We start from the raw sequence: 22,166 nt of genomic DNA, 5'->3' as shown, positions 1-22,166 counted from the left end.
ATGACTTTTTTATGTTTTACGTAAAATTGTTTTCCGATGTCGTCATCTCGTCGCCCCCGGATAGCGCGCCTCGAAGGCCGCCGCGCTCTCGGGATTGCCGATATTGAGGAGTTCGCCCGGGCAACGCGCCCGCAATCGCTCGATCCCGACGAGATATTGCTCGGGCGTGCGATTGGGCCCCGCCCAGACCATCGGCTCGCCGATCCGCCCCCTGACCGCGCCGCTATGCCGGTCGATGAAGACGAGATATCCATCCTCGTCGAGCGAGATACCGGTTTCCTGATGGACGACGACGACCTTCCTGTCCTCGCCGCGCCCGACCGTCAGGCAGCCGTCCTCCAGCGTCACCGTCCCAGCACCCAGTGCCTCCAGCTGGATCCCCGTGGCAAAGCGTCCATAGGCATAGCCCTTGAGCAGCGGTTCGACCCGGGGGTCGACCGCAGGCAAGGTCGGGGCCTTGGCAAAATGCGTGACGATCGGCGCGGGCGGTGCGGGCCAGCCGTTCTTCTCGGCCAGCGCCTGATAGTCGGCGGCGGTAATACTGAGCGACACTTCGAGGTCGGGCCGCGTCGCGCCCAGGCCATAAGCGTATGGAATGCCTTCCGACGACCAGCGCTCAGCCCAAGGCTCGATCAGCGCCGCGCGCTCGTCCGAACTCAGCGTGCCACTCGCCGCCTCGAACCGCGGATCGCGCGTATATCGCGACAGCGTCGCTTCAGGCTCGCGCTTGAAATAGAAGATGTATCGCCAATCCGGCTGGTGCGCGAGCCGCAGGTCGAGGAAATTGTCGCCCTCCTCGCGTTGCAATCGCTCCCGAAGCCGCGTCACCTCGTCCATCTTGGCCTGCTGCGCATCAAGCCGGCGCCTCGCCTCCTCGAGGCTCAACCCGTTCTCGGCGGCATAGAAGTGATAGACGCTCTTGTCGGGGACGTGGGGATCGTCGGCGGCCTTGCGGACCGCGTCGGGATCGGGCGGTGCCGTCACGACGGTGGCATGGCCCTCAGGCCCGATCGAGGCGCCTTCTGGCGCGACAGACGAGGCCGCCACAGGCGGCGATGTGACCGAATTGCCGACGGGGGGATTTGCCGGCCCACAGGCCGCCAAGGCAAAGACCGCGACGATAATGAAGCAACGCATACGTCTCTCCCACTGGACGGGATCAACGCATCAGCGCGCTTTCGTTGCCGTGAACGGGGACGCGCCGGGCCCTAGAGCCCGTAATTCTCCAGTTCGTCGCCGACCAGCTTGACGATGTGGATGACGTTGGTCGAGCCCGACACGCCGAAGGGCACGCCCGCCATGATGAGAAGGCGGTCGCCGCCGCCCGCGATCGAGTGGCGCAGCGCCATGCGCTTGGCCTTGCCGACCATTTCCTCGAAGCTCGAGACGTCGCGCGTGGCCACCGCATAGGTGCCCCACAGGAGGCCGAGGCGGCGCGCTACCTTGGTGCTCGCGGTCATCACCATGATCGGCACGTTGGGACGCTCGCGCGCGATGCGACGCGCGGTCGAGCCCGACGAGGTGTAGCAGGCCATCGCCTTGGCGCTGACCGTCTTGGCGATACCGCGGGCGCTCTCGGCGAGCGCGTCGGCGGTGGTCGCTTCCGGAGCCGTCTCGGTGAAGTGGACGCGGTCGCCATAGCGCTCGTCCGCCTCCACGGCGCGGCCGATGCGATCCATCATCTTGACCGCCTCGACCGGATAGTCGCCCGCCGCGCTCTCGGCCGACAGCATGACCGCATCGGCACCGTCATAGATGGCGTCGGCAACGTCGTTGACCTCGGCGCGGGTCGGGGTGGGCGACTGGATCATGCTCTCGAGCATCTGCGTCGCGACGACCACCGGCTTGCCGTGCTGGCGCGCGGTGGCGACGATCTTGTTCTGCACCACCGGCACCTGTTCGGGCGGCAGTTCGACACCGAGATCGCCGCGCGCCACCATCACCGCATCGGCGGCATGGAGAATGGCGTCGAGGCTGTCGACCGCCTGCGGCTTCTCGATCTTGGCGAGCACCGCAGCGCGGCCCTTGACCAGTTCGCGCGCTTCCTCGACGTCCTCGGGACGCTGGACGAAGCTGAGCGCGATCCAGTCGGCGCCCTGCTCGAGCGCGAACTCGAGGTCCGAGCGGTCCTTTTCGGTCAGCGCGGGGATGGGGATCAGCACGTCGGGCACGTTGACGCCCTTGCGGTCGCGGATGGTGCCGGTGACGCGCGCCTCGGTGACGATGCGATCCTCATGCACCTCGGTGACCTTGAAGCGCAGCTTGCCGTCATCGACGAGCAGCAGCGAGCCTTCCTCGATCGCCTCGAACAGTTCGGGGTGCGGCAGGCAGACGCGTTCGCTGTTGCCCGGCGCCTCGTCGCGGTCGAGCGTGAAGGTCTGGCCCTTCTCGAGCTTGGCCTTGCCGCCATCGAAGGTGCCGACGCGCAGCTTGGGACCCTGAAGGTCGAACAGGATGGTGGTCGGGCGCTTGAGCTTGCCCTCGAGCGCGCGGATATGCTCGACCAGCGCCGCCTTGTCGGCCTGCTGGCCGTGGCTCATGTTGATGCGGAAGGCATCGACGCCCGAGCGCATCAGCTTCTCGATCATCTCGGGACTGTCGGATGCCGGCCCCAGCGTGGCGAGGATTTTTACCTTACGCATCCGGGGCTTCATCATCTCGCTCATGTCGCGCGCTTCCATCTTCTTTTGCTCGATCAATATGTTGCCGGCCCGCCATAGCGTTCCGACATTTTATCGCAAGCCGCTTGAGCCGCTCGGCGCCCTCGCCTAACCGTGACGACGAAAATTTCACATCCATCCTTAGGAGAATCAGCAATGGCCGAGGGGACCATCGCAGCCGACCAGCTTCGCCTGCTCATCGAACGCATCGAACGCCTCGAAGAGGAAAAGAAGGCGATCGCCGACGACATCAAGGACGTCTACGCCGAAGCCAAGTCGAACGGCTACGACACCAAGACCATCCGCACCATCGTGCGCCTTCGCAAGATGGAGAAGCACCAGCTCGACGAGCAGGATGCACTGCTCGAAACCTATCGCGCCGCGCTCGGCATGGCCTAAGCCCGCCAAGCCATTTCGGCTCGGAAACAAAATCGGCTCCCCGCGGTTGGTGCATTGCAGCACCATCCATCCGGGGAGCCTTTTTTCATGATCCTGACGACCACTTCGACCCTCCAGAACCGCGACATCTCGACCTATCTCGGCATCGTCCACGGCGAGGTCATCGTCGGCGCCAACATCTTCAAGGACATTTTCGCAGGCATCCGCGACATCGTCGGCGGCCGTTCGGGCGCTTATGAAAAATCGCTCGACCAGGCGCGCCGCCAGGCGCTCGCCGAACTGCAGGGCGAGGCCGCCGAACTGGGCGCCGACGCGGTCATCGGCATCGACCTCGATTACGAGGTGCTCGGCGACACGGGCTCGATGCTCATGGTCACCGCCAGCGGCACGGCGGTAAAGCTCGCCTAAGGCCTCGCCTCGCGAGCCTTCTTTGCTATAAGGCCGTCATTCAATCACAGATTCATCGAGGGCTTCGTCCGTGCGGGGCCCTCGAAAAATGCCAGTTTTCGAGGATATCATGGCCGGCCATAGCAAATTCGCCAACATCAAGCATCGCAAGGGCGCGCAGGACAAGAAGCGCTCGGCGCTCTTCTCCAAGCTCAGCCGTGAAATCACCGTCGCGGCCAAGATGGGCCTGCCCGACCCCGACATGAACCCGCGCCTCAGGCTCGCAGTGAACACCGCGCTCAAGCAGTCGATGCCCAAGGACAATATCAAGAAGGCGATCGACAAGGCCTCGGCGTCCGAAGGCGAGAATTACGAGGAAATGCGCTACGAGGGCTATGGCCCCAACGGCGTCGCGTTGATCGTCGAGGCGCTCTCGGACAACCGCAACCGCACCGCCACCAACGTGCGCACCATCTTCTCGAAGAATGGCGGCAACCTCGGCTCCTCGGGCGCGGTCGCGCACAGCTTCGACCGTCTCGGCCTTATCGAATATAAGGCCGACGAACTGTCGGAAGAGAAAGTCCTGGAGGCGGCGATGGAAGCCGGCGCCGACGACATCCAGTCGGACGAAACCACCCACTCGATCTGGACCGAAGCCGACCAGCTCCACGAAGTCGCCAGCCAGCTCGAAAAGACGCTCGGCGAACCCGAGACCGCCAAGCTCGCCTGGCGCCCGCAGCTCGAAACCGAGGTCGAGGGCAAGGATGCCGACACGCTCGTCAAGCTCATCGACGCGCTCGAGGATGATGACGACGTCCAGACGGTGTGGGGCAACTACACCTTCTCCGACGCCGAACTGGAGCGCCTCGGCCAGGCCGACTAGCGTTGAAGATCCTCGGCATCGATCCGGGCCTCGGCACCACTGGCTGGGGCCTGATCGAGGCGGAGGGCAATCGCCTCCGCCACCTCGCCAACGGGCATCTGAAGACCGATCCCAAGGAGCCGCTCCCGCAGCGGCTCTCGCACCTCGCGTCGCAGCTCGAGGCGATCATCGCCGATCATCAGCCGGACGGTGCGGCGGCGGAGGAGATCTTCGTCAACAAGAACCCGCGCTCGACGCTGAAACTCGCGCAGGCGCGCGGCGCGCTGCTGTGCATCGCCGCCAGCCGCGGCATCACCGTCGGCGAATATGCGCCGAGCCTCGTCAAGAAAGCGGTGGTCGGCACCGGCGGCGCCGATAAGGACCAGGTCCATGCGATGGTGAAGGTGCTGCTGCCGGGCACGAAGGTCGCCGGCAGTGATGCCGCCGACGCGCTCGCCGTCGCCATCACCCACGCCCACCATGCCGCGAGCAGCAGCCGCGGCTATTAGGCGCTAGTCGGCCAGCGCCAGCCCGTCCGCACCCGCGCCCGCGTTGAAGCGCTTCACCAACTCGCCCGTCTCGAGATCGACCAACGCGACCTGCGCGCGGCCCGTTTCGGCAACGAACAAGTGGCGGCTGTCCTCGGCGAAGAGGATCGTGACCTGTCCCGCATCGCTCGTCCCCGATACAGGGATGGTGCGCGGCTCGCGGTCGAGTTCGACCAGCGTCAGCGACCCGCCCTCATAATCCGAGGTCACCGTGCGGCGCCCGTCGGGGCTCACCGCCACGCGGATCGGGAAGCCGCCGGTGCGATAGCGCTTCACCTCGGCAAAGCGGTCGGTCTCATAGGCGTAGAGCACGTTGCCTTCTCGGTCGGCGACCCACAGCGTCTTGCCGCTCGGCGACAGCGCCAGCCCCTCGGGTGCCCCGCCGACACTGATGTCGCGCAGCTTGCGGCCCTTCTCGAGGTCGATCACGCTGACCGTGCCCGAGCCCATGTTGCTGACATAGGCGCGCTTCTCGTCGGGCGAGAGCGCGACCATGTGGCTCACCTCCTGCCCCGTCGGGATGGCGCTCACGCTGCCGCGCTCGAGGTCGACCACCGACAAGGTCTTCGAACGCTCGGTGGTGATCACCAGCCGGTCATCGCTGGTCCAGGCGATGCCGTGCGGACCGACATTGTCGCCGAGGTCGATGACGCGGCTCGAGGAAGGCGCGTCGACATCGAAGATCTCGACCGCCTTGGCGCCATAATGGACAACCGCCACTTCCTCGCCGTCGGGCGAGACGGCGATCTCGTGCGGCATCCGGCCCGTCGCCAGCCGCGCCCGCTCCATCCCGCTGTCGAGGTCGATGAAGCTGACGCTGTCCTCGGCCTTGTTGCCGACGACCAGCGTGCCCGCATCGGTGCCGTAGCGCAGCTGTTGCGGCGAGGAGGCACAAGCGGTGAGGGCGAGAAGGGCGGCAAGGGTGGCAATGCGCATAGGGATCTCCGAGCTGGCTTGCCTCCAATCTACCCCCCGCACCGCGCCATCGTCACCAACCTCTCGACAGACGGGCAAGCGAGCGCCACAGTCCGACGAATGATCGCGCGTCTTACCGGAAAGCTGGCCGAAATCGGCCCCGACACCCTCGTCCTCGACGTCTCCGGCGTGGGCTATCTGGTCCATGTCTCGACCCGCACGCTGGATGCAGTCGGACAGGTCGGCGCCCATGTCATGCTCCTCACCGAGATGCAGGTGCGCGAGGATGCGATGACGCTCTACGGCTTCAAGAGCGAGGCCGAGAAAGCCAGCTTCCACGCGCTCACCGGCGTGCAGGGCGTGGGCGGGCGCGTCGCACTCGCCATCCTCTCCACCCTCGGCCCCGACGAGTTGGGCAGCGCCATCGCCAATGGCGACAAGGCGATGATTGCGCGGGCCAATGGCGTCGGCCCCAAGCTCGCCGCGCGTATCTGCAACGAGCTCGCCGGCAAGTTCGAGGGCTTTGCCGGCATTCCCGCCGCGGGTCCCGGCGTCGCCCCCAAGGGCAGCACCGCCAAGGACGCGCTCTCGGCGCTCGCCAATCTCGGCTTCAAGCCCGCCGTCGCGTCGAAGGCCGTCGCCGCCGCACAGGAAGAAGTGGGCGAGGACGCCACCTTGGACGCGCTGGTCCGTGTGGCATTGAAGAAGGCGGCCAAGTGACCGAACTGCTCGCCGCCCTCGTCGGCGCGCTCTTCGCGGGCGGTTTCCAGTTTATCCAGGGACGCCGCGACCTCGCCCGCCGCAAGGAGACGGTACGCACCGCCATCGCCGCCGAGGTCGCCGCCATCGCGACCATCCTGCGCCATCATGGCTATCTCGATGCCTATCGCGCCATCGAGCGGCAGATCGAGGCGGACAGCTGGGACGAGCGCATCTGGGTGATCGACCTCGGCCCGCAATATTTCACCAATTACGAAGCGCTCGCGTCCGACATCGGCCTGCTGCAACCCGACGAGGTGCAGAAGATCACCGCTTTCTACATCCTCTGCCGCGCCGCCATCGACGCCACCCGCCCCGATCCGCCCGAGGTCTCCGACCTCGACGACCGTTCGAAGGCGGCGGGCGCGCAGTCGACGCTGGGCATCCTCGAGGCGCTGCTCGACATTGCCGACGAGATCGAGAAGCTTCCCGAAAGTCGCCTTCCCGCCCTGTCCAACCTGCGCGCCTATTGCGAGGATATGGAAAAGAACCCGCTGCTCAGGAGCCGCGAGGCCGCCAAGCCCAAGGCGCCACCGCCAGCTGGTGCGCCCGCATGACCCGCCACCAACTTTCTCGACCGCCCGAACCGAAAATGTCCTACAGCGTCTGACATGGCCACCGATCCCGACCGCCTCACCACGCCCGAGCGCCGCCCCGAAGACGCCGATGCCGCGCTGCGTCCCAAGAGCCTCGACGAATTCGTCGGCCAGAAAGGCGCGCGCGAGAATCTTCGCATCTTCATCGATGCCGCCAAGAAGCGCGGCGATGCGCTCGACCATGTCCTCTTCTTCGGCCCGCCCGGCCTCGGCAAGACCACGCTCGCGGGCATCATCGCCCGCGAACTGGGCGTCGGCTTCCGCTCCACCTCGGGCCCCGTCATCGCCAAGTCGGGCGACCTTGCCGCGCTGCTGACCAATCTCGAGGAGGGCGATGTCCTCTTCATCGACGAAATCCACCGCCTGAATCCGGCGGTCGAGGAAATCCTCTACCCCGCGATGGAGGACCGCGCCCTCGACATCATGGTCGGCGAAGGCCCGAGCGCGCGCTCGGTCCGCATCGACCTACCTCCCTTCACGCTGGTCGGCGCCACCACCCGCCAGGGCCTCCTCGCCACCCCGCTGCGCGACCGCTTCGGCATTCCCGTCCGCCTCAATTTCTACGAGGTGAGCGAACTCGAACAGGTGGTGGCCCGCGCCGCCCGCCTGCTCGATGCCCCGCTAGCGCCCGACGGTGCCCACGAGATCGCCAAGCGCTCACGCGGCACGCCCCGTGTCGCGGGCCGCCTCCTCCGCCGTGTCCGCGACTTCGCGCAGGCCGAGGGGGCAGCCAGCATCGATGCGCCCTGCGCCGACCGCGCGCTCACCCGCCTCGAAATCGACGCGCTCGGGCTCGACGCGATGGACCGCCGCTACCTCACCATGATCGCCGATCTCTATGGCGGCGGCCCCGTCGGGGTCGAGACCCTCGCCGCGGGCCTCAGCGAACCGCGCGACACGATCGAGGACGTGATCGAACCCTATCTCATTCAGCTTGGCCTCATCGCGCGCACCGCAAGAGGGCGCGTGCTGAACGGCCGCGGCTGGCAGCATCTCGGCATCACGCCGCCGCGGGGCACCGCCACGCAGGACGGTCTGTTCGACGGAGAAAAGTAGATGAGTGTCTTCGCCAGCCTTGCCCTCGCCGCCGCCTCGGCACAGGCCGCGCCCGTGCCGCCCGACTATCGCGATTCCGCCAGCTGGCTCTGCTTGCCGGGCCGCGAGGATGTGTGCAGCTGGCCCGTGACCGCCCATCCGCTCGAGCCGACCGGCTGGGGCACGCCCGTCACCACCACCCCCGATCCGCAGGCTCCCGTCGACTGCTTCTACGTCTATCCGACGGTCAGCTCGGACAGCGGCATGAACAGCGACATGACCCCCTCGTCCTCCGAGGAAATGCTGTTCGCGCAGCTGCAATTCTCGCGCTTCTCCAGCGTCTGCAAGCCCTATGCCCCCGTCTATCGCCAGATGACCGTGGGCGCGATCGCGCTCGCCGCGACGGGCGCCGACATGACGGCCTATGGGCAGGTCGCCTATGGCGACGTGCGCGCCGCCTTCCGCGAATATCTGAAGACCCACAACAAGGGTCGCCCCTTCGTCCTCATCGGCCACAGCCAGGGCTCGATCATGCTCGAGCAGCTGATCCGCGAGGAAATTGAGGGGTCGGACGCGCAGGACCTCATGCTCCGCGCGATCCTGCCCGGCTGGAACATCATGGTGCCCGAGGGCGAGGTCGTCGGCGGCAGCTTCCGACAAGTGCCCGGCTGCACCGGCGCGAGCGAGACCGGCTGCGTCATGAGCTGGTCGACCTATGGCACCGGCGATGCGCCGACCTCGGGCGCGCTGTTCGGCTATTCCAAGGTGCCGGGCCTCCGCCCGCTGTGCACCGTGCCGTCCGGCAGCGCGAACAACCGCGAATGGACCAGCCTCGATGGCTTCTGGTTCGCCAAGTCCCGCTATCCGGTAAAGGGCGGCCCCATCCGCTGGAGCGGCGAAGGCCCGCCGCCCGGCCCCTTCGCCACCAGCGAGGACCTTGTCGAGGCGCGCTGCATCTCGGCGGGGCAGCGCGGCTATCTCGAGGTGCGGACCACGCCCCGCGATATCGGCGACAGCCGCACCGACCGCATCGGCGGCGAACCCGGCATGGGCAATTTCTTCTTCCCCGGCTGGGGCAAGCATCTTGCCGACATCGCCATCGCGCAAGACGACCTGATCCGCCTCATCGATCGCCTCGGTCAGGACCGGGTCGCGGCCGGCCAGCGCTAGGCTAGTCGTCCAGCCAGAAGACCTCCTCCACCGCCACCCCGAAGGTGGCGGCGATCTTCAGGGCAAGGATGGTCGAGGGCACGAACACGCCATTTTCGACCGTGTTAATGGTCTTGCGGCTGACCTGGCAGGCCGCGGCGAGCTCGGCCTGCGTCAGCCCGCTCTCGCCGCGCCGTTCCTTGATGTTGTTGGAAAGGTTCACGCCGGCTCCTCTTCGCCATCGTCCTTTTCAAGGAGGATGAAGCGGAAGGCGGTCACCGTGAGCGCGGTTAGGATGAGGATCTGCACCGCCTCGCGGGCCTCGAGGCTCGTGTAGGGCGCGATGAAGAAGAGGAAGAGCGCGACCAGCACGGTCGCCATCATGCCCCATTGGAAGCTGATCCCGCGATGGTGCTGCGCCAGCTCGTCCTCGAGCTCGTAATAATTCTCGGGATGCGACTTCTTCCACCAGCGGTTCATGATTCCGGTGAGGTTGAGCATCATAACGATCACGAACAGCGCCCACATCGCCTCGAAGATGATCCGCGACAGGTCGCTGCGGTCGGGATCGGTCATGTTGTTCATCGTCAGCACAAGCCACAAGGGCGTCAGCGCCAGCATGAGGGTCCGCTGCTTCCGCAAATCCTGCGAGGCCGGATAATGGTTGAGGTCGAGATTGTCCTTCTTGCTGTAACCCATTGATCGAGACTCCATGTAACCTGTGCGTTACTTGTAACCCACAGGTGACACGCGTCAAGCGTAACCTTCAGGTGACATAACGGATCCGGTTAACGGCTTGCCGCCCATCGCAAATAGGAATCGCCTCGCCGATACCCTGTTAACCGCGCTTTGCAGGGGGAAAGGGCTGCGCTAAAGCGGGAAATAATGACCCTGACCCCACCCCAGGGCCGCTTCGACGGCAGCCTGCATTCCTTTCCCGTTCGCGTCTATTTCGAGGACACCGACCTGTCGGGCATCGTCTATCACGCCAATTACCTGCGCTATTTCGAACGCGCCCGTTCGGACATGCTGGCGCGCGTCGGCATCGACCAGCGCGCCGCCCATGACGAGGGGCTGGGCGCCTATGCGGTGACGCAGATGGACATCAAGTGGAAGCGCCCCGCCAAGCTCGATGACGAGCTGGTGGTGGAGAGCCGGGTAACGAATGTTCGCGCCGCCAGCTGCTCCATTCAGCAACGCGTAAGGCGTGGGCAAGACATTCTCGCGGAAGCGCAGGTGACGGCTGCGCTCCTCACCCCCGAAGGCCGGCCGCGACGCCAGCCGGCCGACTGGGTGGAAAAGTTCAAGGCCGTCACCGATGAGGGGAAGTACCAGTGATTGCAGGGCTGATTGCCAACGCCGCCGTTGCCATGACCGACGCCGCGGCCAACGACCATGTGATGAGCCCGCTCGGCCTGTTCATGCAGGCCGATATCGTCGTGAAGGCCGTCATGATCGGGCTCCTGCTCGCCAGTGTCTGGACCTGGGGCATCATCTTCACCCATTCGGCGCGCCTCACGCTCGCCCGCTCCAAGTCGCGCAAGACCGCCGATGCTTTCTGGAAGGCCAAGGACATCAACGGCTTCGTCGATGCCCACCGCGCCGACGACAATGCCAGCGCGCGGATGCTGCGCGCGGGCGTCGATGAATATCACCGCTCGGTGAAGGCCGGCCTCACCGACCGCGCCGCCGCGCGTGACCGCATCGCGGTGGCCACCGAGGATGCCATGGGCGGCGAATTGGAAAAACTGTCCGACCGCCTCAACATCCTCGCCACCATCGGTTCGGTCGCGCCCTTCGTCGGCCTGTTCGGCACCGTCTGGGGCATCATGCGCAGCTTCACCGCCATCGCGGGCGCCAACAACACCAGCCTCGCGGTCGTCGCGCCGGGCATCGCCGAGGCGCTGTTTGCCACGGCCATCGGCCTGTTCGCCGCCATCCCCGCGGTCATCGCCTACAACCGCCTGACGCACCGCCTCGATGCCTTCGAGAACGAGCTCACGCGCTTTTCCGACCGCTTCCAGTCGACCCTGAGCCGCCAGCTGGAGCGCCAGTAATGGCGATGGGGCTCGCCTCTTCGGGTAGCCGCCGGCGCGGCCGCGGGCGGGGTCGCTCGCGCCGCGGCGTCATGGCCGAGATCAACGTCACGCCCTTCGTCGACGTGATGCTGGTGCTGCTCATCATCTTCATGGTCACCGCCCCGCTCCTCGTCGCGGGCGTCGCCGTGGACCTGCCCGAAAGCCGCGCCGAGACCCTCGACCAGACCGCCGAGCCGGTGCAGCTGTCGATCGACCGTGACGGCGTCATCTCGATCGACGACCTCGTCATCGAGGAAGGTTCGCTCTCCACCCGCCTCGCCGAAATCGCCGCCGAGCCCGCGCCGCCCGAAGGCCGCCGCGTCTATCTGCGCGCCGACCGCAGCCTCGACTATGGCCGCGTCATGCGCGTCATGGGCGAACTCAATGCCGCGGGCCTCAACCGCGTCGCCCTCGTCTCGGTCGGAGAGGGCGCGGAGTGAAGCTCGACCGCGCCGAATGGGCCGGCAACGGCATGGCCCTCGGCCTGCACGTCGCGCTCGTCGTGGCGCTGTCGATGAACCTGGCGGGGCACGAACTGCCCGCCGAGCCGCCCGCCGTGTTCGTCGAGTTCGTCGACGATGTCGGCTTCGAGGCGGCAGCGCCGAGCCAGGTCCCGCAGGAAGCCCCGCAGGCGACCACCCCCGAGCTTCCCGACGACAGCGTGCCGCCCCCGCCCGAACCCGAGGCGACGCCCGAGCCGCCGCGCGCCGAGCCGACGCCCGCGCCCCCGCGCGAGCGCGCCACCCCGACCCAGACCCCGCCGCGCGAACGCCCCCGTCCGCGCCCGCGCCCGACGGGCCGCCTCGGCGATGACCTCCTCGAGGGCGTGCGCGAAGGCAACAGCCGGTCGGGCGAGGCCGAGAGCGCCGCGCCCAGCGCGCCTGCGTTCAGCGCGCAGGCGCAGGCCGGCATCGTCCAGGCGATTCGCCGCCAGATCCAGCCCTGCGCCAACCGCCAGATCGACCCCGGCCCCGGCGCCAACCAGATCCGCGTCACGCTCAACCTGCGGCTCGACCGCGCCGGAAACCTTGTGCGACCGCCGCGCGTCATCAGCACGAGTGGCGTGACCGGCGAGAATGAACGCTACGAACAGCGCGTGAAGGACCTTGCGATCGCCGCCTATACGGGTTGTTCACCTTTAACGGGTCTTCCTCTGGAATATTACGACCATTGGAAGAACTTCGACATGACCTACCGACTGCCGTGAGGGAGAAGAAGATGTTCCGTAAAGCCCTGTTGCTCCTCTCGCTGGTATTGCCCGGCGTCGCCCATGCGCAGGACGATGATCGTATCCAGGTCGATGTCGTCGGCGGCCAGCAGGCGGCGCAGCCCGTCGCCGTGCCGCAGATGGCCGCGCGCGGTCCCGCCACCACCCCGATCGGCAATGTCGACACCGTGTCGAACAATGTCTCGATCGTCATTGCCTCGGACCTGCGCTCGACCGGCGTGATCACCCCCATCGGCCCCGTCGGCATCCGCCGCCTGCGCAATGGCGAGGTTACCGACCCGATCTTCTCCGACTGGCAGCGCGCGGGCGCCAGCGCGCTCGTGTCGGGCTATGTCGAACTGACACCCAACGGCCGCCTCACGCTGGCCTGCTACCTGTTCGACACGGTCACCGGGCGCGAACTCGTTCGCCAAGGCTATTCGGTCGATCCCAACGACTGGCGCCGCGCCGCGCACAAATGCGCCGACACCGTCTATTCGCGCCTGTCGGGGGAGGAGCCCTTCCTCGACACGCGCATCGTCTATGTCGCCGAAACGGGCCCCAAGGGTAATCGCGTCAAGCGCATCGCGCTGATGGATTCGGACGGGCAGAACCACCGCTACCTCACCGAGGGGCAGGAAACGGTGCTGACCCCGCGCTTTTCGCCCCGCGGCGACCAGCTCGTCTACATGAGCTACAAGGGCCGCCGCCCGCGCAGCTACGTCTATGACCTCGCGAGCGGCCAGTCGCGCCTGCTCGTGCCCGGCACCGCCTTCACCTTCGCGCCGAGCTATTCCCCCGACGGGCGCAACATCGTCTTCTCGATGGCATCGGGCGGCAACACCGACATCTATGTCGTCAGCGCCAATGGCGGCACCCCGCGCCGCCTCACCACCATGCCCGGTGTCGACACCTCGCCCAGCTTCTCGCCCGACGGTCGCCGCATCGTCTTCGAAAGCGATCGCTCGGGCTCGCAGCAGCTCTACGTGATGAACGCCGACGGTTCGGACCAGCGCCGCATCAGCTTCGGCGGCGGCCAATATGCCTCGCCGACCTGGAGCCCGCTCGGCAATCTCATCGCCTTCACCAAGATCGGTGGCGGCCAGTTCCGCATCGGGGTCATGGCCCCGACCGGCGGCGGCGAACGCCTCCTCACCTCGGCCTGGCAGGACGAGGGCCCGAGCTGGGCCCCCAACGGCCAGTTCGTGATGTTCCATCGCACCACCCAGGGTTCGGGTGATGCGACCCTCTATGCCGTGCCGGTCAATGGTGGCCGCGCCCGCGTCATGCCGACCCCGCTGGGGGGTTCCGATCCCAGCTGGTCGCCCTTGCAAAACTAGATCCAGGGAAAAGGGAGTTACCCAATGAAGAAACTGTTGCTCATCACGGCGGCCACGCTGACCCTCGCGGCCTGCGGTTCGAAGGACGACGACGTCGTCGCACCGTCGGAAGAATATACCGCGCCGTCGACCCCGGTCGCCGACAATGACCTCGACCTCGTCGAGCTGCCCAACGCCCAGGCGGCGCTGATCGCGGCGGCGGGTTCGGACACCATCTACTTCGCCACCGACAAGTATAATCTCGAGATGGACGCCCGCGCGACCCTCGAGGCGCAGGCACGCTGGCTGATCGACAACCCCACCGTCAATGCCTCGATCGAAGGCCATGCCGACGAACGCGGCACCCGCGAATACAACCTCGCGCTGGGCGAGCGTCGTGCCAATGCGGCGCGCGAATATCTCGCCTCGATGGGTGTGCCCAACCAGCGCATGACCGTCATCAGCTGGGGCAAGGAGCGCCCGGTGGCGCTCGGCTCGAACGAGCAGGCGTGGGCGCAGAACCGCCGCGCCGTGACCGTCGTCGTCCAGTAGTCGGCGCGACGATCCTTATTGGAGAGCGGGGTGGCAGCGATGCCGCCCCGCTTTTCTTTTAGGCGGCGTAGCGGCTGCCGGCGCCGGCACCGCCCATGGCGAGGAAGGCACGCGCGCTCTTCTGCGCTTCGGCGATCTCGCGCGCGGTCATCTCGACCGAGATTTCGGCGCGGCACTGCTGCGAGCGCTTGTCGCCATTAAGGGCCGCAAGGTTGAACCACTTGTGCGCTTCGATGAGGTCGACGTCGCAGCCGCCCCGGCCGGTCGAATAGCTCACGCCCAGTTCGAACAGCGCATCCACATCGCCCTCCATCGCGTCGGCGATGCGGCTCTTGATCAGGAACTCGGCACTCGATTGGCTGATGGCCATGTCACTTAACCCCTGTTGCTTGCGGGCGTTGGTGCCCGTCGATGGGATCAGTGATCGCGATTCGGTCCTGACAAATGGTTAACGCGGAAAAAACCATGTCCGGAACGGACGGTTCAGCCCGCCCTGTTGTCGATAAGCCGCACCTTGCCGAGGCTCGCCGCGGCAATGATACGCGCGTCCTTATTGGCGGTTTCCAGCGGTTCCAGCGTATCGGCATGGACATAAGCGACATAGTCGACCGGCCCGAAACCGGCACCGACCAGTTTTTGCTTTGCCGCCGCTTCGGCGTCACGCGGCGGGGTGCCGGCGCGAATCATCGCGGCCATTTCATCGAGCGCGCGCGGAAGCGCCGCCGCCGCCGCACGTTCGTCGTCGGACAGCAACGCATTGCGCGAGGACAGCGCCAGCCCGTCTTCGGCACGCACGGTCGGCAGCCCGACGATCTCCACCCCGAGATCGAGGTCCGCCGTCAGCCGCCGGATGAGCGCGAGCTGCTGGTAATCCTTCTCGCCGAACACGGCGACGTCGGGGCGGACGTTGGTGAAGAGCTTGGTGACGACCGTCGCGACCCCGTCGAAATGGCCGGGGCGATGCGCGCCTTCCCACAGGTCGGTGATGCCCTCGACATGGACGGTGGTAGCAAAGCCGTCGGGGTAAAGGTCGGCGGGGGTCGGCATCCACACCGCATCGCAGCCCGCGCTTTCGAGCTTGGCGGCATCGCCTTCCTCGTCGCGCGGATAGCGCTCGAGGTCGCCCGCATCGTTGAACTGGAGCGGATTGACGAAGATCGAGGCGATCACCCTGTCGGCATGGGCCGCCGCCTCGCGCACCAGCGCGAGATGCCCCTCGTGGAGCGCGCCCATCGTCGGCACCATCGCCAGCGACTTGCCGCCGGCGCGCAAGGTGCCGAGCGCAGCGCGCAAATTTTCCCTGCCCTTAATGATTTGCACAGGACTTGCCCCTTGGACTAGAATCCATTTCGACCAGATACCTAGGGGGCAGGGAGCCAATGGGCCAGCCGCATTTCATCGTCTTCGCCAACGAAAAGGGCGGGACCGGAAAATCCACCACCGCGGTGCATACCGCTATCGCGCTCGCCGCCGCGGGCGCGCGCGTCGGGGCCTTGGACCTCGACCAGCGCCAGCGCACGCTCGATCGCTATCTCGAGAACCGCGAAAAGACTGCCGCGCGGCTCGATGCCGCCATCCCGATGGTCCAGCACGAGGTGCTGACCGACCGTTCGGACGCGGCCTTCGATGCTGCGCTCACGCGCCTCGCGACCAAGAACGACTTCGTGGTCGTCGACACGCCCGGCCGCGACGACGAGATGGCGCGCACCGCGATCCTCTTTGCCGACACGCTCGTCACCCCGATCAACGACAGCTTCGTCGACCTCGATCTCATCGGCCAGGTCGACCCCGAGACCTACGAGGTCGCGCGCCCGAGCTTCTATGCCGACCTCATCTGGCAGTCGCGCCAGCGACGCGCCAAGGAGCTGGGCCGCAGCGTCGACTGGGTGATCTTGCGCAACCGCCTCCAGCATATCGAGAGCCACAACAAGACGCGCGTGACCGCCGCTTTGTCGCAGCTGTCGAAGCGCGTCGGTTTCCGCACGATTCCGGGCCTCGGGGAACGAGTCATCTTCCGCGAGCTTTTCCCCAAGGGCCTGACCCTGCTCGACTTCAAGCACTTGCCCGACGTCGGCTTGGGACATATTGCGGCCCGGCAGGAGCTGCGCGAGATGGTCGCCAGCCTCGACCTGCCCGACCCCTCGGCGGAGACCATCGCCGCCGCCAGTTAGGATTAGCGATGAGCCACCAGTTCGACCCCTCCATCCTGCGCCAGTATGATATCAGGGGGGTGGTCGGCGAGACGCTCGACGAGGGTGACGCCACCGCGCTGGGCTGTGCCTTCGCCACCATGGCGGCGCGCAAGGGCTACAAGTCGGTCGCGGTCGGGCGCGACGGGCGCGAGCACAGCCCGCGCCTCCAGAAAGCGCTGATCGAGGGCCTGCGCAAGGGCGGGGTCGATGTCGTCGATGTCGGCATGGGCCCCTCGCCGATGCTCTATTATGCCGCCGCCACGCTCGACGTCGACGCCGGCATCCAGGTCACCGGCAGCCACAATCCCGCCGACTATAACGGCTTCAAGATGCTCTTGGGCGATGGCTCGGTGCATGGCGAGGCGATCCAGGAGCTCGGCCGCATCGCGGCGAGCGGCGACTGGACGCAGGGCAAGGGCAGCTATGCCACGAAGGACGTGCTCGACGCCTATGTGAAGCGGCTCACCGAGGACTTCCGTGGCGGTGAGTTCCGCATCGGCTGGGACGCGGGCAATGGCGCCGCCGGCCCCGCGCTCGAGAAGCTGCTCGAGAATTTGCCCGGCCATCACGAGGCCATCTACACCGAGGTCGACGGCAGCTTCCCCAACCACCATCCCGATCCCACGGTCGAGAAGAACCTCGCCGACCTCAAGGCGCTGGTCGCCGAACATGATCTCGACTTCGGCATCGCCTTCGACGGCGACGGCGACCGCATCGGCGCGGTCGACGGCCAGGGCCGTGTCGTCTGGGGCGACCAGATCCTGATGCTGCTCGCGGGGCCCGTCCTCGCCGAGCATCCGGGCGCGACCGTCATCGCCGACGTGAAGGCCTCGAAGACCTTCTTCGACCGCATCGAGGACCTCGGCGGCGCGCCGCTGATGTGGAAGACGGGGCACAGCCTCATCAAGGCCAAGATGAAGGAAACCGGCGCGCCGCTCGCGGGCGAGATGAGCGGCCACATCTTCTTCAAGCATCGCTGGTACGGCTTCGACGATGCGCTCTACGCCGCCGTCCGGCTGATCGAGGCGGTCGCCTCCTCGGGCAAGAGTCTCGCCCAGTTGATCGATGCCATGCCGCACACGGTCGCCACCCCCGAGATGCGTTTCCCGGTGGGCGACAAGGACAAGTTCCGGATCGTCGATGACCTTCTCGCCAACCTGCGCCAGGCCGGTGCGACCATCGACGACACCGACGGTGCGCGCGTGACGACCGAGGACGGCTGGTGGCTGCTACGCGCGTCGAACACGCAGGACGTCCTCGCCGCCCGCGCCGAAGCCGGTGACGAAGCCGGCCTCGACCGCCTCGTCGCCCAGATCGACGGCGAACTGGGCAAGCTGGGCGTCAGCCGCAGCTAGCGGCTATTCGTTTTCCTCCTCGCGTCCGAGCAGGCGCAATTCGCGGGCCTTGATCTGTCGGGTGAGGCACCAGTGCTTCAGCGCATCCTCGCGCCCGTGGGTGATCCACACCTCCTTTGGAGCGACCTCCCGGATGGTGGTGGTCAGCTCGTCCCAGTCGGCATGGTCGGAAATGACCAGTGGCAACTCGACATTACGTTGCCGCGCGCGCTGGCGCACGCGCATCCAACCGCTCGCCATCGCCGTCACCGGATCGGGCAGTCGCCGCGCCCAGCGGTCGTTCAATTGGCCCGGCGGGCAGATGATGATGCGGTCCCTGAGTTCGTCCTTCGAGGCGCCCGTCGCGGGTCGCAGCTCGCCGAGATCGACCCCCAGTTCCTGATAGAGCGTGCACAATCGCTCCATCGCGCCGTGATAATAGATCGGGTCGTGATGCCCGCGCAGCCGCATTTCCTTGACGACCCGCTGCGCCTTGCCGAGCGCATAGGCACCGACCAGCACGCAGCGCCCGGGCTCGTCGTGGAGGCGGCGGATGGCGCGGTCGACTTCATGGCCCGTGTCGGGGTGGCGGAAGACCGGCAGGCCGAAGGTCGCCTCGGTGATGAAGATGTCGCAAGGGGTGACAAGGAAGGGTTCGCAGGTCGGGTCGGGCCGGCGCTTGTAATCGCCCGACACCACCACCCGCTCGCCGGCATGGTCGAGGACGATCTGCGCCGAGCCCAGCACATGGCCCGCGGGCACGAAGCTCACCTCCACCTCGCCCAGCCGCACCGTCTCGCCATAGTGGACGGGCTTTTCGGTCTGCGGGCCATAGCGCACGCCCATGATTGCCAGCGTCTCGGGCGTCGCCCAGACCGCGCCATGCCCCGAACGCGCATGATCGGCATGACCGTGGGTGACGAGGGCGCGCTCCTTGGGCTGCATGGGATCGACCCATGCATCGGCCGGCTTCACATAAATCCCTTCGGGGTGCGGCTCGATCCAGGAACCCAAGCGGGGCATTGCGCCGTTATAGTGGGTGAACAGGCCGGTTCGTTCCGGTCCTAGACCGAAAGGATGTATCCATGCCCGAAGGCCTCGGCCTCGTCGCCATCATCGGCGCCGCCCTCCTCCTCATCGTCTTCGTCTATGCGATCAGCCGCAACAAGGCGAAAGACAGCCCCGCCGACATCGCGCGCACCGAACGCGCCACCGACGAGCTCTATGAAGAAGAGCATCGCGCCGCCGAGCGCCGCGAGGGTGACGCCTGAGCGCCAGCCTTCCCGCGGTCATCAGTGATTGGTTCGCGCAGCGCGACTGGCGGCTGCGCGATCACCAGGCGGGCATGCTCGAGGCAGGTCGCGCCGGCGATCACGCGCTGCTCGTCGCCGCCACCGGCGCGGGCAAGACGCTCGCGGGCTTCCTGCCGAGCATCGAGAGCCTGATCGATACGCCCACCGAGGGGCTGCACACCCTTTACATCTCGCCGCTGAAAGCGCTGGCGGTCGACGTGCAACGCAATCTCCTCACGCCGATCGAGGAGATGGGGCTGCCGATCCGCGTCGAGACCCGCTCGGGCGATACACCTTCCAACCGCAAGCAGCGCCAGCGCAGCCGCCCGCCACAGATGCTGCTGACCACGCCGGAGAGCCTGTCGCTCCTCCTCACCTATCCCGATGCCGAAAGAATGTTCGGCAACCTCCACACCATCATCGTCGACGAGATCCACGCCTTCGCGAAGGAGAAACGCGGCGACCTCCTCGCGCTGGCGATGGCGCGGCTACAACGATTGTCACCGAAGCTCCGGCGCGTCGGCCTTTCCGCCACCATCGCCGATCCCGACGCCTATCGCGCTTGGCTTGCGCCCGACGGCGACATCGACGCGGTGCGTCTCGTCGAGGGCGAACCCGGCGCGCCCGCCGACCTGTCGATCCTCATCCCCGAAGAGCGGGTCCCCTGGTCGGGCCATTCGGGGCGCTATGCCGCGCGGCAGGTGCTCGACCTCATCGACGGGCATGGCGCGAGCATCATCTTCTGCAACACGCGCAGCTTGTGCGAACTCATCTTCCAGGACCTTTGGGCGGTCAACGACAAGCAATTGCCCATCGGCGTCCACCACGGATCCTTGAGTATCGAGGCACGGCGGAAGGTCGAACTGGCGATGGCCGAAGGGCGGCTGCGCGGGCTGGTCGCCACCGCATCGCTCGACATGGGATTGGACTGGGGCAATGTCGATCTCGTCGCGCAGATGGGCGCGCCCAAGGGATCGAGCCGCCTTCTCCAGCGGGTCGGCCGCGCCAACCACCGGCTCAATGAGCCGTCGAAGGGCATGATCGTGCCCGGCAACCGCTTCGAATATCTCGAGGCCCGCGCCTGTCTCGATGCGATCGAGGACGGCGAACTCGACCCCGAACAATTCCGCCCCGGCGCCTTGGACGTGCTCGCCCAGCATGTCATGGGGGTCGCCTGCGCGGGGCCCTTCCGTTCGGAGGAGCTTCTCGCCGAGGTGCGCTCCGCCGCGCCTTATGCCGGCCTTCGCGACGAGGAATGGGAGCGTATCCTCCACCTCAATTCGACCGGCGGCTATGCGCTCAAGGCCTATGACAAGTATCGCCGCCTCGTCGAGGACGAGCCCGGCCTGTGGCGCATCACCAAGCCGGTGGTGGCGCAGAAGCACCGCCTGAACGCAGGCGTCATCGTCGACAATGTCATGATGGACGTGCGCTTCAGGAACGGACGCAAGATCGGGCGGGTCGAGGAAGGCTTCGGCTCGACGCTCACCGTGGGCGATGCCTTCTATTTCTCGGGCCTCAGCCTCGAGGTCGAAGGCTTCAAGGATGCCGACATCATCGTGCGCGCCTCGACCAAGAACGGGCGGATCGTCAGCTACGGCGGCCAGCGGATGAGCATGTCCACCCATCTCGCCGCCCGCGTGCGCGGCTTTCTCGCCGACCGCTCGCAGTGGCGCCGCTTTCCCGACGACGTGCGCGAATGGCTCGACGTGCAGTCGAAGCGCTCGATCCTGCCCGAGCCTCATGAACTCTTGGTGGAGACCTTTCCCCACGAGGGACGCCACTTCATGGTCGCCTACAGCTTCGATGGCTGGAACGCGCACCAGAGCCTCGGCATGCTCGTCACCAACCGCATGGAGCGCGCGGGCCTCAAGCCCTTGAACTGGGTCGCCAACGACTATGCCCTCGCGGTCTCCTCGCTGAAGCCGGTAAAGGACCCCAAGGCGCTCTTCTCCGCCGACATCCTCGAGGACGAGTTTCGCGAATGGGTCGAGGAATCGCATCTCCTCAAACGCGCCTTCCGCGAAGTCGCCGTCATCGGCGGCCTCGTCGAGCGCCAGCACCCCGGCCAGCGCAAGTCGGGACGGCAGGTCAGCTTTTCGACCGACCTCATCTACGACGTCCTCAAGCGATACGAGCCTGACCATCTCCTCATGCGTGCGGCGTGGGAGGATGCGAAGGCGCGGATGACCGAACTCGGCCGCCTCGCCCGCCTCGTCGAGCGCGCCGCCGACACGATGGTCCATGTCGATGCCGAGCGGGTCACACCGATGGCGGTGCCGCTGATGGTCGTGATCGGCCGCGAACAGGCGCCGGGCGGCGCGGCCGACGAGGCACTGCTGGTCGAGGCCGAACAGGCGCTCATCGACGCCGCCATGCGCATCGATTAGGGGAATTGCCCATGCGCTATTTCCTCGACACCGAATATGACGGCTTCGGCGGCCGCCTCATCAGCCTCGCGCTGGTCCCCGAAGAGGAAGGCGACGAGGAATTCTACGTCGTCATCGAGCCCGCCGAGGCGGAGAGCGAGTGGGTCGCGCGCCACGTCATCCCCTTCCTTCACACCGTGCCGGAAGCCTTGCGCGAGCGCCCCATGCCCGCCGCCGATGCGGCGCAGGCGCTGGCCCATTATCTCGCCCATGACGAGGCCCCCGAAATCTGCGCCGACTGGCCCGAGGACCTCGCCCATTTCGCGCGCCTCCTCGTCACCGGCCCCGGGGTGATGGTGCGCGTGCCGCCCTTCACCCTCCGGCTGCTCGACATGACGGGCTTCTCGACCGCCTCGAACAGTGCGGTGCCGCACAATGCGCTGCACGATGCGCGGGCCTTGCGCGACCATGTGACAAAGGACTTGGAGGGAATCGCCTGGGCTCGGTAGGAGA

At 66.8% G+C, this 22,166-nt stretch carries 27 protein-coding genes; 19 read left to right on the top strand and 8 right to left on the bottom strand.

What is annotated here, in order from left to right; translation table 11 throughout:
• Nucleotides 1-42: 42 nt before the first annotated feature.
• Both NUW81_RS09410 and pyk read right to left on the bottom strand, forming a co-directional pair.
• On the bottom strand, nt 43-1,137 hold the full coding sequence (locus NUW81_RS09410; protein ID WP_245112678.1) for a hypothetical protein: 1,095 nt from the start codon (nt 1,135-1,137) through the stop codon (nt 43-45).
• Nucleotides 1,138-1,208: 71 nt separating this feature from the next.
• Nucleotides 1,209-2,666, bottom strand: a complete 1,458-nt coding sequence (gene pyk, locus NUW81_RS09405; protein ID WP_245112677.1) for a pyruvate kinase — start codon at nt 2,664-2,666, stop codon at nt 1,209-1,211.
• 150 nt (nt 2,667-2,816) lie between these two features.
• On the opposite strand from pyk, the gene NUW81_RS09400 reads away from it, so the two are divergent.
• The 4 genes from NUW81_RS09400 (at nt 2,817) to ruvC (ending at nt 4,817) form a co-directional block, all read left to right on the top strand.
• On the top strand, nt 2,817-3,059 hold the full coding sequence (locus tag NUW81_RS09400) for a DUF2312 domain-containing protein (protein ID WP_245112676.1): 243 nt from the start codon (nt 2,817-2,819) through the stop codon (nt 3,057-3,059).
• An 87-nt stretch (nt 3,060-3,146) separates the two neighbouring features.
• Complete coding sequence (locus tag NUW81_RS09395) at nt 3,147-3,467, top strand: heavy metal-binding domain-containing protein (RefSeq protein WP_245112675.1); 321 nt, start codon at nt 3,147-3,149, stop codon at nt 3,465-3,467.
• A 109-nt stretch (nt 3,468-3,576) separates the two neighbouring features.
• Complete coding sequence (locus tag NUW81_RS09390) at nt 3,577-4,329, top strand: YebC/PmpR family DNA-binding transcriptional regulator (protein WP_245112674.1); 753 nt, start codon at nt 3,577-3,579, stop codon at nt 4,327-4,329.
• A 2-nt stretch (nt 4,330-4,331) separates the two neighbouring features.
• Nucleotides 4,332-4,817, top strand: a complete 486-nt coding sequence (gene ruvC, locus NUW81_RS09385) for a crossover junction endodeoxyribonuclease RuvC (protein ID WP_245112673.1) — start codon at nt 4,332-4,334, stop codon at nt 4,815-4,817.
• A 3-nt stretch (nt 4,818-4,820) separates the two neighbouring features.
• Here ruvC and NUW81_RS09380 read toward each other — a convergent pair whose 3' ends face one another.
• Nucleotides 4,821-5,792 carry a YncE family protein gene (locus tag NUW81_RS09380; RefSeq protein ID WP_245112671.1) on the bottom strand — a complete coding sequence of 324 codons (972 nt, stop codon included), beginning with the start codon at nt 5,790-5,792 and terminating at the stop codon, nt 4,821-4,823.
• Nucleotides 5,793-5,891: 99 nt separating this feature from the next.
• Between NUW81_RS09380 and ruvA the strand changes: the two genes are divergently transcribed.
• From ruvA to NUW81_RS09360, 4 genes are read left to right on the top strand one after another with little or no spacing between them, the layout of a single operon-like run.
• The gene (ruvA, locus tag NUW81_RS09375) at nt 5,892-6,491 is read left to right on the top strand and encodes a Holliday junction branch migration protein RuvA (RefSeq protein ID WP_245112669.1); all 600 of its coding nucleotides are present in this window, start codon (nt 5,892-5,894) and stop codon (nt 6,489-6,491) included.
• Nucleotides 6,488-7,087 (top strand): hypothetical protein, encoded by a 600-nt coding sequence (locus tag NUW81_RS09370; RefSeq protein WP_245112666.1) that lies wholly within the window; start codon nt 6,488-6,490, stop codon nt 7,085-7,087. Before ruvA ends, NUW81_RS09370 begins: the two co-directional genes overlap by 4 nt.
• A 54-nt stretch (nt 7,088-7,141) precedes the next feature.
• Complete coding sequence (gene ruvB / locus NUW81_RS09365; protein WP_245112664.1) at nt 7,142-8,182, top strand: Holliday junction branch migration DNA helicase RuvB; 1,041 nt, start codon at nt 7,142-7,144, stop codon at nt 8,180-8,182.
• Nucleotides 8,183-9,331 (top strand): DUF3089 domain-containing protein, encoded by a 1,149-nt coding sequence (locus NUW81_RS09360; RefSeq protein ID WP_245112662.1) that lies wholly within the window; start codon nt 8,183-8,185, stop codon nt 9,329-9,331.
• A gap of 1 nt (nt 9,332) precedes the next feature.
• Here NUW81_RS09360 and NUW81_RS09355 read toward each other — a convergent pair whose 3' ends face one another.
• Both NUW81_RS09355 and NUW81_RS09350 read right to left on the bottom strand, forming a co-directional pair.
• Nucleotides 9,333-9,533: a helix-turn-helix transcriptional regulator gene (locus tag NUW81_RS09355; protein ID WP_245112659.1), complete on the bottom strand. Its 201-nt coding sequence runs from the start codon at nt 9,531-9,533 to the stop codon at nt 9,333-9,335.
• Nucleotides 9,530-10,009: a hypothetical protein gene (locus NUW81_RS09350; RefSeq protein ID WP_245112657.1), complete on the bottom strand. Its 480-nt coding sequence runs from the start codon at nt 10,007-10,009 to the stop codon at nt 9,530-9,532. The genes NUW81_RS09355 and NUW81_RS09350 overlap by 4 nt, the downstream gene beginning before the upstream one ends.
• Nucleotides 10,010-10,195: 186 nt before the next feature.
• Between NUW81_RS09350 and NUW81_RS09345 the strand changes: the two genes are divergently transcribed.
• From NUW81_RS09345 to pal, 6 genes are read left to right on the top strand one after another with little or no spacing between them, the layout of a single operon-like run.
• Nucleotides 10,196-10,648 (top strand): YbgC/FadM family acyl-CoA thioesterase, encoded by a 453-nt coding sequence (locus tag NUW81_RS09345; protein WP_245112655.1) that lies wholly within the window; start codon nt 10,196-10,198, stop codon nt 10,646-10,648.
• 32 nt (nt 10,649-10,680) lie between these two features.
• Entirely contained in the window at nt 10,681-11,367 is a 687-nt protein-coding gene (tolQ, locus tag NUW81_RS09340; protein WP_245112654.1) for a protein TolQ, read from the top strand.
• Between the two features lie 5 nt (nt 11,368-11,372).
• Nucleotides 11,373-11,828 (top strand): ExbD/TolR family protein, encoded by a 456-nt coding sequence (locus NUW81_RS09335; RefSeq protein ID WP_245113775.1) that lies wholly within the window; start codon nt 11,373-11,375, stop codon nt 11,826-11,828.
• Nucleotides 11,825-12,595, top strand: a complete 771-nt coding sequence (tolA, locus tag NUW81_RS09330; RefSeq protein WP_245112653.1) for a cell envelope integrity protein TolA — start codon at nt 11,825-11,827, stop codon at nt 12,593-12,595. Before NUW81_RS09335 ends, tolA begins: the two co-directional genes overlap by 4 nt.
• Nucleotides 12,596-12,606: 11 nt before the next feature.
• The gene (gene tolB, locus NUW81_RS09325) at nt 12,607-13,935 is read left to right on the top strand and encodes a Tol-Pal system beta propeller repeat protein TolB (RefSeq protein ID WP_245112652.1); all 1,329 of its coding nucleotides are present in this window, start codon (nt 12,607-12,609) and stop codon (nt 13,933-13,935) included.
• 24 nt (nt 13,936-13,959) lie between these two features.
• Nucleotides 13,960-14,466, top strand: coding sequence for a peptidoglycan-associated lipoprotein Pal (pal, locus tag NUW81_RS09320; RefSeq protein ID WP_245112651.1), 507 nt, complete (start codon nt 13,960-13,962; stop codon nt 14,464-14,466).
• A gap of 58 nt (nt 14,467-14,524) precedes the next feature.
• Here pal and NUW81_RS09315 read toward each other — a convergent pair whose 3' ends face one another.
• Nucleotides 14,525-14,836: an SEL1-like repeat protein gene (locus NUW81_RS09315; RefSeq protein ID WP_245112650.1), complete on the bottom strand. Its 312-nt coding sequence runs from the start codon at nt 14,834-14,836 to the stop codon at nt 14,525-14,527.
• A gap of 113 nt (nt 14,837-14,949) precedes the next feature.
• Nucleotides 14,950-15,786, bottom strand: coding sequence for a pantoate--beta-alanine ligase (gene panC, locus NUW81_RS09310; protein ID WP_245112648.1), 837 nt, complete (start codon nt 15,784-15,786; stop codon nt 14,950-14,952).
• Nucleotides 15,787-15,845: 59 nt separating this feature from the next.
• Here panC and NUW81_RS09305 point away from each other — a divergent pair, with 59 nt between their 5' ends.
• Together NUW81_RS09305 and pgmG are read left to right on the top strand one after the other, a co-directional pair.
• Nucleotides 15,846-16,637, top strand: coding sequence for a division plane positioning ATPase MipZ (locus NUW81_RS09305; protein ID WP_245112645.1), 792 nt, complete (start codon nt 15,846-15,848; stop codon nt 16,635-16,637).
• A gap of 8 nt (nt 16,638-16,645) precedes the next feature.
• A complete protein-coding gene (gene pgmG, locus NUW81_RS09300) occupies nt 16,646-18,013 on the top strand; it encodes a phosphoglucomutase/phosphomannomutase PgmG (RefSeq protein ID WP_245112643.1) in 1,368 nt (455 codons plus the stop codon).
• Nucleotides 18,014-18,016: 3 nt separating this feature from the next.
• On the opposite strand, the gene NUW81_RS09295 is transcribed toward pgmG, so the two are convergent.
• Nucleotides 18,017-19,006, bottom strand: a complete 990-nt coding sequence (locus NUW81_RS09295; RefSeq protein WP_245112642.1) for a ligase-associated DNA damage response exonuclease — start codon at nt 19,004-19,006, stop codon at nt 18,017-18,019.
• A gap of 71 nt (nt 19,007-19,077) precedes the next feature.
• Here NUW81_RS09295 and NUW81_RS09290 point away from each other — a divergent pair, with 71 nt between their 5' ends.
• The 3 genes from NUW81_RS09290 to NUW81_RS09280 are packed head-to-tail and all read left to right on the top strand — an operon-like array spanning nt 19,078 to nt 22,162.
• Nucleotides 19,078-19,263, top strand: a complete 186-nt coding sequence (locus NUW81_RS09290; protein ID WP_245112640.1) for a hypothetical protein — start codon at nt 19,078-19,080, stop codon at nt 19,261-19,263.
• A complete protein-coding gene (locus NUW81_RS09285) occupies nt 19,260-21,674 on the top strand; it encodes a ligase-associated DNA damage response DEXH box helicase (RefSeq protein WP_245113773.1) in 2,415 nt (804 codons plus the stop codon). Before NUW81_RS09290 ends, NUW81_RS09285 begins: the two co-directional genes overlap by 4 nt.
• 11 nt (nt 21,675-21,685) lie before the next feature.
• Entirely contained in the window at nt 21,686-22,162 is a 477-nt protein-coding gene (locus NUW81_RS09280) for a hypothetical protein (protein WP_245112638.1), read from the top strand.
• Nucleotides 22,163-22,166 lie beyond the last annotated feature (4 nt).

Source organism: Sphingomicrobium aestuariivivum, assembly GCF_024721585.1.
Taxonomy (GTDB): domain Bacteria; phylum Pseudomonadota; class Alphaproteobacteria; order Sphingomonadales; family Sphingomonadaceae; genus Sphingomicrobium; species Sphingomicrobium aestuariivivum.
Note: the sequence above shows the minus strand (reverse complement) of the source record. Positions and strands in the feature narration are given on the sequence as shown.